The organism is Kitasatospora misakiensis (assembly GCF_042656005.1).
GTDB classification, from domain to species: Bacteria; Actinomycetota; Actinomycetes; order Streptomycetales; family Streptomycetaceae; genus Kitasatospora; species Kitasatospora misakiensis.
The window spans coordinates 16,491-29,863 of sequence record NZ_JBHSOF010000030.1 but is presented as its reverse complement, the minus strand read 5'-3'; the positions used below and the strand labels follow the sequence as shown (position 1 = coordinate 29,863).

12 protein-coding genes are annotated in these 13,373 nt (G+C 72.9%); 3 read left to right on the top strand and 9 right to left on the bottom strand.

The window, feature by feature from the left end:
* Positions 1–252: 252 nt before the first annotated feature.
* The 5 genes from ACFP3U_RS22000 to ACFP3U_RS21980 form a co-directional block, all read right to left on the bottom strand.
* The gene (locus ACFP3U_RS22000; RefSeq protein WP_380227311.1) at positions 253–642 is read right to left on the bottom strand and encodes a DUF3099 domain-containing protein; all 390 of its coding nucleotides are present in this window, start codon (positions 640–642) and stop codon (positions 253–255) included.
* Between the two features lie 103 nt (positions 643–745).
* On the bottom strand, positions 746–1,294 hold the full coding sequence (locus tag ACFP3U_RS21995) for an RNA 2'-phosphotransferase (protein WP_380227310.1): 549 nt from the start codon (positions 1,292–1,294) through the stop codon (positions 746–748).
* 30 nt (positions 1,295–1,324) lie between these two features.
* A complete protein-coding gene (locus tag ACFP3U_RS21990; protein WP_380227309.1) occupies positions 1,325–2,728 on the bottom strand; it encodes a metallopeptidase TldD-related protein in 1,404 nt (467 codons plus the stop codon).
* Entirely contained in the window at positions 2,728–4,323 is a 1,596-nt protein-coding gene (locus ACFP3U_RS21985) for a TldD/PmbA family protein (protein WP_380227307.1), read from the bottom strand. The genes ACFP3U_RS21990 and ACFP3U_RS21985 overlap by 1 nt, the downstream gene beginning before the upstream one ends.
* 168 nt (positions 4,324–4,491) lie before the next feature.
* Positions 4,492–5,637, bottom strand: a complete 1,146-nt coding sequence (locus ACFP3U_RS21980) for an MBL fold metallo-hydrolase (RefSeq protein ID WP_380227306.1) — start codon at positions 5,635–5,637, stop codon at positions 4,492–4,494.
* A 373-nt stretch (positions 5,638–6,010) separates the two neighbouring features.
* On the opposite strand from ACFP3U_RS21980, the gene fabG reads away from it, so the two are divergent.
* Together fabG and fabI are read left to right on the top strand one after the other, a co-directional pair.
* Positions 6,011–6,730, top strand: coding sequence for a 3-oxoacyl-[acyl-carrier-protein] reductase (gene fabG, locus ACFP3U_RS21975; RefSeq protein ID WP_380227304.1), 720 nt, complete (start codon positions 6,011–6,013; stop codon positions 6,728–6,730).
* Positions 6,731–6,733: 3 nt separating this feature from the next.
* Entirely contained in the window at positions 6,734–7,501 is a 768-nt protein-coding gene (fabI, locus tag ACFP3U_RS21970) for an enoyl-ACP reductase FabI (RefSeq protein WP_380227303.1), read from the top strand.
* A gap of 78 nt (positions 7,502–7,579) precedes the next feature.
* Here fabI and ACFP3U_RS21965 read toward each other — a convergent pair whose 3' ends face one another.
* From ACFP3U_RS21965 to ACFP3U_RS21950, 4 genes are all read right to left on the bottom strand, one after another.
* Positions 7,580–8,644 carry a hypothetical protein gene (locus ACFP3U_RS21965; protein ID WP_380227302.1) on the bottom strand — a complete coding sequence of 355 codons (1,065 nt, stop codon included), beginning with the start codon at positions 8,642–8,644 and terminating at the stop codon, positions 7,580–7,582.
* A complete protein-coding gene (locus ACFP3U_RS21960) occupies positions 8,641–10,809 on the bottom strand; it encodes a DUF6571 family protein (protein WP_380227301.1) in 2,169 nt (722 codons plus the stop codon). Before ACFP3U_RS21960 ends, ACFP3U_RS21965 begins: the two co-directional genes overlap by 4 nt.
* A 4-nt stretch (positions 10,810–10,813) precedes the next feature.
* Complete coding sequence (locus ACFP3U_RS21955) at positions 10,814–11,155, bottom strand: WXG100 family type VII secretion target (RefSeq protein ID WP_380227300.1); 342 nt, start codon at positions 11,153–11,155, stop codon at positions 10,814–10,816.
* Positions 11,156–11,276: 121 nt separating this feature from the next.
* Positions 11,277–11,951, bottom strand: a complete 675-nt coding sequence (locus ACFP3U_RS21950) for a FadR/GntR family transcriptional regulator (RefSeq protein ID WP_380227299.1) — start codon at positions 11,949–11,951, stop codon at positions 11,277–11,279.
* An 84-nt stretch (positions 11,952–12,035) separates the two neighbouring features.
* Between ACFP3U_RS21950 and ACFP3U_RS21945 the strand changes: the two genes are divergently transcribed.
* Complete coding sequence (locus tag ACFP3U_RS21945; RefSeq protein WP_380227297.1) at positions 12,036–13,331, top strand: CynX/NimT family MFS transporter; 1,296 nt, start codon at positions 12,036–12,038, stop codon at positions 13,329–13,331.
* Positions 13,332–13,373 lie beyond the last annotated feature (42 nt).

The following is a 13,373-nucleotide window of genomic DNA, read 5'->3' as shown; positions in this document are numbered from 1 at the left end:
TACCCCGCAGTGACCCCCGCCAGGCACTCCCGCGAGCGCCCCGGAGGCGAGCCGAGCCCCAAAAAAAGGCGACGCCGGGCAGCCACGGGGGGAGCCGCCCGGCGTCGGTCCGTCGCTCCGACGGGGGATGCGGAGCGCGTACGCAGTATGTCACGGCCTGGGCAGGGTATGGGGAGGTCTTGCATGATTAATCTGAGCTTCTTTTGAGCTTTCCGCCTCGACAAGCGGTTGAAAGTAGACTAAAACGGGCAGTCAGTTCCGGCTCTGTGAAGAATCGGTGGGCACACGGCCGGCCCCATCGGCACCGTGCGTCACATTCGCACCGCCGCCACCGGTGCCGCCGGGGCCCAGCATCAGCGGCGTCTCCGGCGGCAGGTCGAAGGTGGACGGCAGGCCCGGGGCGCGCTCCCGGCCCGCGTTGGCGAGCAGCACCGCGAAGTACGGCAGCAGCACCCCGCCCGCCAGCGCCGCGACCGCGAGCCACCGCTGCACGTCCCACAGCACCACCGCGAGCAGGACGCAGACCGTCCGCAGCAGCATCGAGGCGACGTACCGGCGCTGCCGCCCGCGGACGTCGTCGGTGAGGCTGCTGCGGGCCCCCGTGATCCGGTAGACCTGCTCGGCCTCGGTGCTCTTGCCCATGTCCCTACCGCCCTCGTCCACGCGCCCGCGCGCCTCGCCGCGCGGCCATCTCACCGTACGCCCGGAGGGGGCGGGCGACGAGACCGGCCCCGGCGGACACGCCCTATTGGGCCTGGGAGAGGTACTCCGGCGGCACCGCGTCCGTCAGCCAGACCCCGTTGGCGCTCACCCGGAACTCGTGACCCGCCGCGGCCATCGCGGCCGCGTCCACCAGGAGCACCACCGGGCGGCCGTGCCGGGCGCCCACCCCGGTGGCCGTCGCGGCGTCCGCGGACAGGTGGACGTCCCGGCGGGCCATCGGGCGCAGCCCCTCCCGGAGGATCGCGCCCAGGCTCCTGGTCGCCGTGCCGTGGAACAGCACCGGCGGGGGCTCGGTGGCGGCCAGACCGAGATCGACCGCCACCGTGTGCCCCTGGCTGGCCCGGATCGAGAGGCCGTCCGGCGAGTAGGCGAAGCGGCGCTTGTTGTTGGTCGCCACCACGTGGTCCAGCTCCGCCCTGGTCAGCCGGTTGCCCCGGGCCGCCAGCGCGGCGAGCAGCACGTCCACCCGCACCCAGCCGGCCGGGTCCAGGGCGATCCCGACCCGCTCCGGCTCGTGCCGCAGGATCCGCGACAGCATCTTGCTCGTCTTGACCGTGCGCTTCTCGTCCACGCCCCTCGATCCCTCCCTGGATGCCAGAACCTACGAGGCCTGGCTGACCGAACTCATGTTGAAGCCCGCGACCCGGACCGGCGGCATCGCCGTCCGGGTGAACCAGTCGCCCCACTCGCGCGGCAGGCAGCGCTCCGTGCGGCCCACCTCGGTGATCCGGCCGAGCAGGTCCACCGGCGACTCGTTGAAGCGGAAGTTGTTGACCGCCCCGACCACCTGGCCGTTCTCCACCAGGTAGACGCCGTCCCGGGTCAGTCCGGTCAGCAGCAGGGTCGCCGGGTCCACCTCGCGGATGTACCAGAGGCAGGTGAGCAGCAGGCCGCGCTCGGTGCGGGCGATCATCTCCTCCAGGGTCGGCGCGGCCTCCTGGCCGGCCGTCTCCAGGACGAGGTTGTCGACCGCCGGGCGCAGCGGCAGGCCGCCCAGCGTGGCCGAGTGGCGGCTGGTGACCAGCGAGGCCAGCTCGCCGTCCCGGATCCAGTCGGTGGCGGTCAGCGGCAGGCCGTTGTCGAACACCGAGGCCTCGTCCTCGCTGGCGTGGGCCAGCACGAACGGCGCGGACTCCAGGCCCGGCTCGGCCGGGTCGGAGCGCAGCGTCAGCGGCAGCCCGGCCAGCTTGTCGCCGATCCGGGTGCCGCCGCCGGGCCGGGAGAAGACCGTCCGGCCCTCGAAGGCGTCCCGGCCGCCCGACGACCAGGCCAGGTACACCATGAGGTCGGCGACGGCGGACGGCGGCAGCAGCGTCTCGTACCGGCCGGCCGGCAGGTCGATCTTCCGCGCGCCCCAGCCGAGCCGCCGGGTCGCCTCGGCGTGCAGCGCCGTGACGTCGACGTCGGCGAAGTCCCGGGTGGCGGCGCCGACCCAGGCCGAGGCGGACAGGTCGGCGGTCTTGGCGTTCAGCTCGACCGTGCCGGTCGGCTGGTCGTGCCGCAGCCGCAGGCCGGTGGAGGTGCCCAGGTAGCTGGAGACCAGCTCGTGCCGGGCGAAGCCGTACAGCAGCTCGCCCTGCCCGGCGGCCTCGGCGAAGGCCCGGCCGAGGGCGGGCGCGAGCCGCTCGAACACCTCGATCGAGGTCTCCGCCGGCGGCTCGGTGAAGTGCGGCGAGTTCGTCTGCTCGGCGGCGGTGACCAGCGGCTGGGCGTCCTCGGCCGGACCGGCTGCGCGGGCGGCCTCCTCGGCGGCCAGGACCAACTCCGCCACCTCGTCCGCCACGACGGCCTCGCGGGAGACCACGCCGGAGGCGGTGCCCTCGGCGCCGGCCACCGTGGCGATCACGGTGAGCCGGCGGCCCCGGGTGACGCCATTGGTGGTGAGGGCGTTGCCGGCCCAGCGCAGGTTGGCGGTCGACTCCTCGTCGGCGATCACCACGCAGCCGTCGGCGCGGGAGAGGCCGAGCGCCAGCTCGACGAGTTCGTGGGGCTGCGTCGCGGCCATCAGTGACCCGCCTCCTGCTGGGTGTTGAGCACGTTGACGTTGCGGAACAGCGCCGAGGGGCAGCCGTGGCTGACCGCGGCGACCTGGCCGGGCTGCGCCTTGCCGCAGTTGAAGGCGCCGCCCAGCACGTAGGTCTGCGGGCCGCCGACGGCCGTCATCGAGCCCCAGAAGTCGGTGGTGGTCGCCTGGTAGGCGAAGTCCTTGACCTGGCCGGCGAGTTCGCCGTTCTTGATGGCGTACGCGCGCTGGCCGGTGAACTGGAAGTTGTAGCGCTGCATGTCGATCGACCAGGAGCGGTCGCCGACGATGTACAGGCCGTTCTCGACGCCCGCGAACAGGCCCTCGGTGGACGGGCCGTCGGCGGCTGGCTGGAGCGAGACGTTGGCCATCCGCTGCACCGGGACGTGCGCGGGGGAGTCGGCGTAGGCGCAGCCGTTGGAGCGGCCGAAGCCCTTGAGCTCGGCCATCGCCCGGTCGAGCTGGTAGCCGACCAGCACGCCGTCCTTGACGAGGTCCCAGGACTGCGCGGCCACCCCCTCGTCGTCGTAGCCGACGGTGGACAGGCCGTGCTCGGCGGTGCGGTCGCCGGTGACGTGCATCAGCTCGGAGCCGTACCGGAGCGAGCCGAGCTGGTCGAAGGTGGCGAAGGAGGTGCCGGCGTAGGCGGCCTCGTAGCCGAGGGCGCGGTCCAGCTCGGTGGCGTGGCCGATCGACTCGTGGATGGTCAGCCAGAGGTTGGACGGGTCGATGACCAGGTCGTAGCGGCCCGGCTCGACGCTCGGCGCCTTCCGCTTCTCGGCCAGCAGGACGGGCAGCTCGGCGAGTTCGGCGTCCCAGTCCCAGCCGGCGCCAGGCAGGCCCGGCGACCCCGGCGCTCCCGTCAGGTACTCCCAGCCCCGCCCCACCGGCGGCGCCAGGGTGCGCATCGACTCGAAGGCGCCGGTACGGCCGTCCACCGAGGTGGCCTCCAGCACCGGGTGCAGCCGGATCCGCTGCTGGGTGGTGACGGTGCCGGCGGTGTCCGCGTAGAACTTGTTCTCCTGGACGGTCAGCAGGGTCGCCTGGACGTGCGAGACGCCCTCGGCGGCCAGCAGCCGGGAGCTCCACCCGGCGAGCAGTGCGGTCTTCTCGGCGTCCGGCACCTCGAAGGGGTTCACCTCGTACGCGGACACCCAGGTGACGTCCCGGTGGACCGGCTCCGCGGCCAGCTCCACCCGCTCCGCCGATCCCGCCGCGCGGCTGATCCCGCCGGACAGCCGGGCCACCGCGACGGCCTGCTCGGCCACCCGCGCCGCCGCGTCCGTCGTGAGGTCCACCCCGGCGGCGAAGCCCCAGGCGCCGTCCAGCAGCACCCGGACGGCGAAGCCGAGCTGGACGCTGTCGGAGGTGCCGGCCGGGCGGGCGTCGCGCAGCCGCCAGGAGGCGCTGCGGACCCGCTCCAGGCGGAAGTCGGCGTGCGTGGCGCCGAGTTCGCGGGCCCGGGTGAGGGCGGCGTCGGCCAGGACACGCAGCGGGTAGGCGAGGAAGAGCGGGTCGACCTCGCGCGGGGCGCTGCCGCGGGTCGGGGGCGTGCTGGTCGGGGGCAGCGGAGGCAATCGGGCTCCCTGGTCGGGGGGACGGCGGTGCGGTACCCCCGGGTGAACAGGGGTACCCGCACGGCATCATGGCCCGTCAAAGGGGTTTCGGCCAGCGCATTTCCCGGCGTGGCCCGCCGGGCGTCCGCCGGCCGTCCGCCGGTCGCCCCCGCTGCTCGGCGCGGTCGCTCAGACCGCGCCCTCCCACCAGCCGTCCAGCTCCGGCGGGTTGTCGACGTCCACCCGCTCGCCGGGGCGCGGCACCGCCAGCCGCACGCCGTGCTCCTTGGCCTCCACCAGCAGCCGCTCGATCGGCTCGGCCCACGGGTGCAGGCCCAGGTTGAAGGTGCACCAGTGCACCGGGACCAGCAGCCCGGCGTTCAGCTCGCGGTGGGCGAGGACGGCGTCCTCCGGCGTCATGTGGATGTCCGCCCAGGCCGGGTCGTACGCGCCGACCTGGACCAGCGCGGCGTCGAACGGGCCGTGCTCGGCGCCGATCCGGGCGTAGCCCTCGAAGTAGCCGGAGTCGCCGGTGTAGTAGATCCGGCGGTTCGGCCCGGCGACCACCCAGGAGCCCCACAGCGTGGTGTTGCGGGTCAGGCCGCGGCCGGAGAAGTGGTGGGCGGAGGTCAGCGTCAGCGAGAGGTCGCCCAGCCTGCAGGTCTCGTCCCAGTCCAGCTCGATGATCCGGTGCTCGGGCACGCCCCAGCGGCGCAGGTGCGCGCCGATGCCGAGCGGCACCGCGAACGGCGCGGACTGGCTGCGCACCAGCCGCCGCACCGTCGCCATGTCCAGGTGGTCGTAGTGGTCGTGCGAGATCAGCACCGCGTCCACCTGCGGCAGTTCCTCCAGCTCCACCGGCACCGGGTGCAGCCGGCGCGGGCCGACCTGGGCGGCGGGGGAGCAGCGCTCGCTCCAGATCGGGTCGAGCAGGACGCGCGCGCCCTCGATCTCGACCAGCGCCGAGGCGTGCCCGTACCAGGTGACCGCCACGCCCTCGGCGGCCGGGCCGGAGCCGTGGGCCGGGCGGACGGTGGGCACCGGGCGGCTCGGCGTCCGGCCGTCGCGCTGGAACAGCGCCCGGCGCACAGTCTCCACGTCGATGCCCGCCTGGGCGGCCGGCCGGGCCAGCTCGGAGGGCGCGTTGTGGAAGACGCCGTCGCGGTACTGCGGGGAGTTGCGCAGCCGCTCCTCCCGCTCGCCGTCCGGCCGCCGGCCGAACGCCGCCGGCAGGTCGCGCAGCGCCCAGGCGACCGCTCCCGCGCCGGCCGCCAGCGCGGCCAGGGCCACCAGTCGTCCGCGCCGGTGGGTGGTCCCGGCCTGTGCCTCGCTCATTCCGCGCTCCGCATCCACTCGTCTCCGGGGCCGTGTCCGGCCGTGGGCCCGGGTCGGCCCCGGTGCGGCGGCCCCGGCCTCGTGCCGCACCAGGGGGCACAACGGGCGTGCCCCGCTGCCGGGTTCCCGGACGTGCGGCTCAGTGGACACGACAATAGGGCCCCACCGGAAGGGGGAACGACGGGAAATCCGCCGCGGACCGGATTGTCGGGTACCAACAGTTCCTCCGGTGCGGCGCTGTCGGAGCTCGATTCGTCGCCGCGCCGGGGCGACCGATAGCGTCACACCGCGTACCTCGTTACGACGTACGCGGACATCACGGAGTGGTACGCGGGCATCACGGCGTGCGCACACAACGGAGAGAGGTGGATCGTTGAGCCGCTCGGTTCTCGTCACCGGAGGAAACCGGGGCATCGGCCTCGCGATCGCCCTGGCCTTCGCCGAGGCGGGCGACAAGGTCGCCATCACCAGCCGGTCGGGGGAGGTGCCCGAGCAGCTGGCCAAGTTCGACGTGCTCGCGGTCCGCTGCGACATCACCGACAGCGCCCAGGTCGACGCCGCGCTGACCGAGGTCGAGTCCGCGCACGGCGCGGTCGAGGTCCTGGTCGCCAACGCCGGGATCACCCACGACACCCTGCTGCTGCGGATGTCCGAGGAGGCCTTCACGTCCGTCCTGGACACCAACCTCACCGGCACCTTCCGCGTGGTCAAGCGCGCGTCCAAGCTGATGATGCGCGCCCGCAAGGGCCGGATCGTGCTGATCTCCTCGGTCGTCGGCCTCTCCGGCTCGCCGGGTCAGTCCAACTACGCCGCGTCCAAGGCCGGCCTGGTCGGCTTCGCCCGTTCGCTGGCCCGCGAGCTGGGCCCGCGCAACATCACCGTCAACGTGGTCGCTCCCGGCTTCGTGGACACCGACATGACCGCGGTGCTCACCGACGAGCGCCGCGCGGAGATCGTCGCCGACGTGCCGCTGGGCCGTTACGCGGCGCCCGCCGAGGTCGCTTCCACCGTGCGGTTCCTCGCTTCCGGCGAGGCCGCGTACATCACCGGAGCCGTCATTCCCGTGGACGGCGGATTGGGCATGGGTCACTGAGTCATGAGCGGAATCCTTGAGGGCAAGCGCATCCTGATCACTGGTGTGCTGATGGAGTCCTCCATCGCCTTCCACACCGCCAAGCTGGCCCAGGAGCAGGGCGCCGAGGTCATCCTCACCGCGTTCCCCCGGCCCAGCCTCACCGAGCGCATCGCCAAGAAGCTGCCGAACCCGGTCAAGGTGCTGGAGCTGGACGTCTCCAGCGAGGAGCAGCTGGCCGGCGTCGCCGACCAGGTGCGCGAGCACCTGCCGAGCCTGGACGGCATCGTCCACTCGATCGGCTTCGCCCCGCAGGACGCCCTGGGCGGCAACTTCCTGAACACGCCGTGGGAGTCCGTGGCCACCGCCATGCACGTCTCGGCGTTCTCGCTGAAGTCGCTCACCATGGCGCTGCTGCCGCTGATGCAGGACGGCGGCGCGGTCGTCGGCCTCACCTTCGACGCCCAGTACGCCTGGCCGCAGTACGACTGGATGGGCCCGGCCAAGGCCGCCCTGGAGTCCACCAACCGCTACCTGGCGCGCTACCTGGGCGAGCGGAACGTCCGCTGCAACCTGGTCGCGGCCGGCCCGATCGGCTCGATGGCCGCCAAGTCCATCCCGGGCTTCCCGGACCTCGCCGCCACCTGGGACAACCGCTCCCCGCTGAAGTGGGATCTGAGCGACCCGGAGCCGGCCGGCCGCGGCGTCGTCGCCCTGCTGTCGGACTGGTTCCCGAAGACCACCGGCGAGATCGTCCACGTCGACGGCGGCCTGCACGCCATCGGCGCCTGACACCCCCGCCACGCGCGAACGCCACTGCCCGGCCCCTCCGACGAGGAGGGCGCCGGGCAGCGGCGTTTCTGTGGGCGGCTACTTCGGGGCGACCGGCTCGCAGCCGTACTTGGAAGCCATGGCATTGGCCCAGGCACGGAATGCGGGGGTTTCGATGGCTGGAACCCCTCGTTCCTCGGTCGACGACCGGAAGGCGTCCAGGGTGAGACTGCCCGTACCGCACGGAGCGACCACGAGATTGTTCCTGCCGGTTCCCCGCCAGCCGGCCGGCAGCGGACCCAGCGGGCCGCTGCCGGCACTGAGAACGGCGAACTTCGGATAGCGGGTGTCGAGCGTGCCGGTGAACCGGTAGGCCGGTGTCGACCGGTTGTCGCCGTAGATCCAACAGGACTGGACAGGAGCTGAGGGGCTGCTGACGTCCTGGCGGAGATCGGGTTGGATCCTGCCGACGGCAGCGGCCCCCGGAACCCCGCAGAGCTGCCCGTCGACGACCGGCTGTTCGACCTGCCCGCCGGTGGCCAGATGGACATCGAGAGCCGCTGCCGATCCGCAGCCGGAGCGGTGTGCGACCGCTGCTGCGAAACCGGCGGCCAGCCGGGCCAGATCCTGCCGCGCTTCGGGGGAAGCGGTCGCGTCGGCGTGCGCGGATCGGTACGGGTCGGGCTGCTTGTCACGGGTGACGTCCACAGCGACCGCATCGGCGTCACGGTCCGGGTAGCTCTCCGCGTCCTTGGACGCGAGTCGGCATCCCGGTGCCATCAGCAACCAGCCGCGCGAATTGCCGAACGCGCCCACTGCTCCGCGGTCGGGCTGGGACATCGCGGGATCGGCACGCAGGGACGGCTCGAAGGGCGCGGCCATCTTGGTGCGCAGGTGGATCTCGGCGACGTACTTGCCGCCGCGCTTGAGACTGATCGCGCAGTACGCGTCCGGGTCGTTACGGTCGCTCGACGCCCGATGGCTCGCGACCACGATCTTGCCGTCACCGAGGACCCGTTCGGCGTCCTTCGCCGCGACAGCGTTGTCGCAGAGGCGGTCCGGAAGGAACAGGTTGGGGTATTGCCAGGACACGAAGCCGCCCACACCGAGGGCGAGGACGAGTACGCCCGCGACGACGGCCCAGACCTTCCGGGACGACCTCACTGCTGACCGTTCCGTCCCAGCGCGCTCCAGGCGTTCGCGTGGCCGCTGGTGTGGCCGAGGGCCATGTTGGAGTAGACGAGGTCGGCCCGGGTGTTGTTCGTGTCGCCGGTGAGCCGCCCCCAGCCGAGGGCCATCTCCTTGCTGTCCCGCAAGGCGGCGAAGTGCTTGTCGGAGGCGTCCTTGTTGCCCGCGTCCTGTGCCTCCTTCTTGACGCCGTCCGCCCACTCCTCGATGCCCAGGTCGACGATCCCGCCGGCGATGTCGCCGACCTCCGGGATGAACCCGGTCACGGTGCCGTTCATCGTGGAGGCGAAGGAGCTGGTCTTGTCGGCCCACTCCATCCGGTCGTCCTTGTTGTCGAGGATGACATCGGCCCGGATCGCGTCGTAGGCGCCGAGTGCGGTGCCGATGCGCTGGGCCGGGAGGTCCACGACGCTCCGGTCCGCGTGCGGGTCGGTCGGCAACTCGGCGATGAGCTCGGCCGTCTTGGCCCGTTCGGCGCTGTAGAGCAGGGCGTAGGCCTCGGGCTCGTCCGAGACGCCGCGCAGGACACGGATCAGACTGTCGGCTCCGCCGTCGAGGTGGCCGGCACCGTTCTCCTCGCGGACTCCGCCGCTCCCGCTGGCGACGTGGTCGCTGAGGACCTTGTGCGTGTCGTCCACGTAGTCCGAGAGCGCGTTGGCCAGCGGCATCTTCAGGTCGTCGTGGATCTCGCTGCCCTTGCCGTCGCCGTCCAGCGCGTCGATCGCGCCCTGCATGACGCGGGCCTGGGCGGGCGTGTGCGGGCCGCCGTTGTGGGTGCCCTCGCCGGGGGCGTCGCCGGTGGCGGCGGCCTCCAGGGCGGCGGCGAGGCCGTCCTGGTGGGTGCCCTTGTCGACCATCGGCGGGCCGAACAGGGTGTTGGTGTACGTGGTGGGCCACTCGCGGTCGCGCAGCAGGTACTTGAGGCGGTCCTCGGCGCCCGGCGACTTGGGGTCCAGGAACAGGGTGGCGGCGTCGGGGTTCTGGCCCATCAGCTTGAGCACGCCGTCGACGGGGTCGTACACCAGGTCCGGGCGCGGGCCGTTGAACTGGTGGGAGGACCAGCGGTTCTTGTCCTTGCGCTCGGCGTTGACGATGTCGGTGCCGAGGTCGTTCAGGAACTCCTTGCCGTACCCGGCGTTGCCGTGCTGGAGCAGGGTGGCCAGGGTCTGGTAGCCGTAGATCGGTTCGGTCTTGCCGCCGAAGTGGCGGGCGTTGATGTTCTTGACGCCGGCTTCCTGGAGGCCCTTGCGGAAGTCCTGGTAGAACTTGGTGTTCGGGTCCCGGGTGGCGCCGGCGATGGTGTTGGCGAGGTTGGTCTGCAGATCGCCGTACTCGCCCTTGAGCTTGCCGTCCCGGTCGTTGAGCCGCAGCTCCAGTTCGTCTGCGAGCAGCAGGGTGCCCTCGGGGCCGAGGGTGTTGAGCAGGGTCTGGCCGTAGACCGGGCTGCCGGAGTTGGCCTTCATCAGGTTGTTGAGCTCGGCGAGCTCCTCCGGGCTGAGGGTCTTGCCGTCCTTGAGCCGGGCCGCCAGCTCCGCGGCGCGCCGGCCGTCGGCCTCGTCGCCGCCGCCGACCGCCTGGCCGTTGAACTGGTTCAGCGGGTCGCCGACCTTGGCGGCGCGGCGCAGCTGGAGGGCGGCCCGCTGGTCGGCGGCGGTCGCCTCCTCCAGGTAGACCTTGATCTTCTGCGCCCACTGGCCGGCGGCCTCGTTGCGCTCCCGCTGGTAGTCCGGCTCGTGGTGGTAGGCGTTCCGGGTGGCCGGGTCGAGGGCGCCGACGTCGAACATGACGGCGCCGGTGCCGGTCACCTTCATGCCGTCGGCCTGGGCGTCCGCGACGGCCTGCTTCAGCTTCTTCTGCGCGGACTCGAAGTCGCCCTGGGCGTCCTTGATGATCGAGGCGACGGCCTTGGCCTCGGTCTGCGCGTCGATGCTCTGCTGCCGGGTGATCGTGATGTGCTGGTTGGCCGCGTAGGCGGTGGACCCGAACCACAGCCCCTGGCCGCCGGTGACCGAGAGCACCTCGGTCTCCAGCCGGTGCTGGACGCCCTGGTACTTGCGGGCCATCTCGGTCCAGTCGGCGGCGGCCTTGGCCATCGCGGACGGGTCCGCCTTCATGACGTCCTCGAAACCGAGCAGGCTCATGTGCTCACGCCTTCCCGGTGAACGACGTGGCGATGCCGTGTTCGACGCTCAGGTAGTTGGTGTGGGTCTGCCGCATCATCCCGGCCTCCTGGTTGAGCCGGCCGTTGAGCTGCGACACCTGCTCGTGCCACTCCTTGAGCGCCCCGCGCAGCGCGCCGGCGGTGTCCCAGCCGCTCAGCTTGCCGGCCGCCGCCTCGGTGGACTCGTCGGCGGCCTTCCCGGCCGCCGTGCTGTCGTTGGCGATGCCGTCGAGTGCGGTGGCCGCCTTGTCCAGCGCGCCCGTCGACACCTTGGTGGGCCCCCCGCCCCCCGGTCCCTGGCTCAGCTTCAGGTCCGGATCCGCCATCAGTTCTCCCCGTTGTGGTCCACTTGCGGCCGGAGACCGGCCGTCCGCGAATTTTCACGGGACGTTAGCACGCCAAATCCCGCCGCCCGCAAGGCGAGCGACCTCGGACCGGGCCGACCGGTCAGGAGTCCCGGTCGGCGCAGGCGCTGATGGCGCGGCCGGCCTCGTCGGAGGCGCGCTGGGGGTCGCGGGCGCGGATGGCGTCGACGATCTTGTCGTGGCCGAGGTAGCGCTCGGCGATGAGCTCGGGGCCGACGTCGTGGCGCAGGTGGGCGCGGGTGACCTCGCCGAGGTCGGCGTAGAGGGCGGCGAGCACGTCGTTGTGGGCGGCGGCGACCACGGCCTGGTGGAAGGCGGCGTCGGCCTGGACAAAGTCCTCGGCGTCGCCGGAGCGCCAGGCGTCCTCGCGGCGGGCCAGGGCGGCGTCCAGGAGGGCGAGGTCGCGGTCGGTGCGGCGGGTGGCGGCGAAGCCGGCGGCGGAGGTCTCCAGGGTGGTCCGCAGCTCGGCGACCTGGGCGCGGTCGGCGTCGGCGAAGCGGCGGTGCATCACGCCGGCGAGTTCGCTGGTGGCCAGGACGTAGGTGCCGGAGCCCTGGCGGATGTCGAGCAGCCCGTTGTGGGCGAGGGCACGGACGGCCTCGCGCACGGTGTTGCGGGCCACGCCCAGCTGCTCGACGAGGGCGGCCTCGGTGGGGATGCGCGAGCCGACGGGCCACTCCCCGGAGGTGATCTGCGCGCGCAGCTGCGCGATCACCTGGTCGGACAGCGGGGTGCGCCTCGGCGAGGACAGCGCCACGGGGGACTCCTTGGGTCGGGTGGGTCGGGCCATCATGCCAAGTCAAGGATGCGCTAATTCATCCCATCATTCTATGATGCCCGCATGTCGTCCGCAGCAGACACCGCAGCTCCCGTCACCGCTCCACCCCGGGCCGGGACCCGGCCGCAGACCGAGCGGCCCGCCCCGCCCCACCGCCGCTACCTCGGCTGGCTGTTCGCCGTCGCGATCGCCGCCGCCGCGTTCAACCTCCGCCCGGTGGTCACCAGCCTCGGGCCGCTGCTGGACCAGGTCCGCACCGACCTCGGGATGAGCCCGACGGTGGCCGGCCTGCTCACCGCCGTCCCCTCGCTCTGCTTCGCCCTGTTCGGCTTCGCCGCGCCCGGCCTGGCCCGCCGGCTCGGCCCGGTCGCGGTGGTCACCGCGGGCATGGGCGCCATCACCGCGGGCGTGCTGGCCCGCTCCTTCGCCGCCGGTACGGCCGTGTTCCTGCTGCTGACCGCGCTCGCGCTGGCCGGCGTCGCCGTCTCCAACGTGCTGATCCCGGTGGTGATCAAGCGGTACTTCCCGGACCGGGTCGGGCCGATGATCGGCCTCTACTCGATGGCGCTGTCGGCCGGCACCGCGCTGGCGGCCGCCGTCACCGTCCCGCTGACGAAGGCCCTCGGCGGCGACTGGCGGCTCGGCCTCGGGGTGTGGGCCGCGCTCGGCGCCCTCGCCCTGCTGCTCTGGCTGCCGGTGCTGCTCACCCGGCGGCGGGAGTCCGGCGGGCCGGCGGGCGGCACGGCCGCAGCCGTGCGGCTGCCGATCACCCGCAGCCGCACCGCCTGGGCGCTGGCCGTCTTCTTCGGCTTCCAGGCCACCGGCGCGTACGTGGTGATGGGCTGGCTGCCGACGATCTTCCAGGACGCCGGGGTCTCCGAGGGCACCTCGGGCGTGCTGCTGGCGGTGACCATGGTGATCGGCGTGCCGGTGTCCTTCGTCCTGCCCAACCTGGCCGCCCGCCGTGGCGACCAGCGGCTCTTCGTGGTGGTCCTGGCGAGCTTCGGCATCGCCGGCTACAGCGGGCTGGCGCTGGCCTCGGCCGCCGCGCCGTGGCTGTGGGCGGTCCTGGTGGGCCTGTCCAACTGCGCGTTCCCGCTGGTGCTGACCATGATCGGCCTGCGCGCCCGGACGGCCGGCGGGGTGGCCCAGCTGTCGGCCTTCGCCCAGGGCGTCGGCTACCTGATCTCGATCCCCGGCCCGATCCTGATCGGCCGGCTGTACCAGGCCACCGGGGAGTGGTACCTGCCGCTCGGCTTCCTGGCGGTGCTGCTGGTGCCGCAGATGCTGTTCGGCCTGCGGGCGGCCCGGGCCCGGCACATCGAGGACGAGGCGCTCCCGGCGGCGTCCGGGGCCTGAGGGGCTGAGGGGCCCGAGGGTCTGAGGGTCTGAGGGGCCGGA

Excerpts from the sequence above, each read along its gene's own strand:
- ACFP3U_RS21980 (WP_380227306.1), bottom strand. The coding sequence starts at position 5,637 with ATGAGCGAGGCACAGGCCGGGACCACCCACCGGCGCGGACGACTGGTG.
- ACFP3U_RS21955 (WP_380227300.1), bottom strand. The coding sequence starts at position 11,155 with ATGGCGGATCCGGACCTGAAGCTGAGCCAGGGACCGGGGGGCGGGGGG.
- ACFP3U_RS21945 (WP_380227297.1), top strand. The coding sequence starts at position 12,036 with ATGTCGTCCGCAGCAGACACCGCAGCTCCCGTCACCGCTCCACCCCGG.
- fabI (WP_380227303.1), top strand. The coding sequence starts at position 6,734 with ATGAGCGGAATCCTTGAGGGCAAGCGCATCCTGATCACTGGTGTGCTG.
- ACFP3U_RS21990 (WP_380227309.1), bottom strand. The coding sequence starts at position 2,728 with ATGGCCGCGACGCAGCCCCACGAACTCGTCGAGCTGGCGCTCGGCCTC.
- ACFP3U_RS22000 (WP_380227311.1), bottom strand. The coding sequence starts at position 642 with ATGGGCAAGAGCACCGAGGCCGAGCAGGTCTACCGGATCACGGGGGCC.
- ACFP3U_RS21960 (WP_380227301.1), bottom strand. The coding sequence starts at position 10,809 with ATGAGCCTGCTCGGTTTCGAGGACGTCATGAAGGCGGACCCGTCCGCG.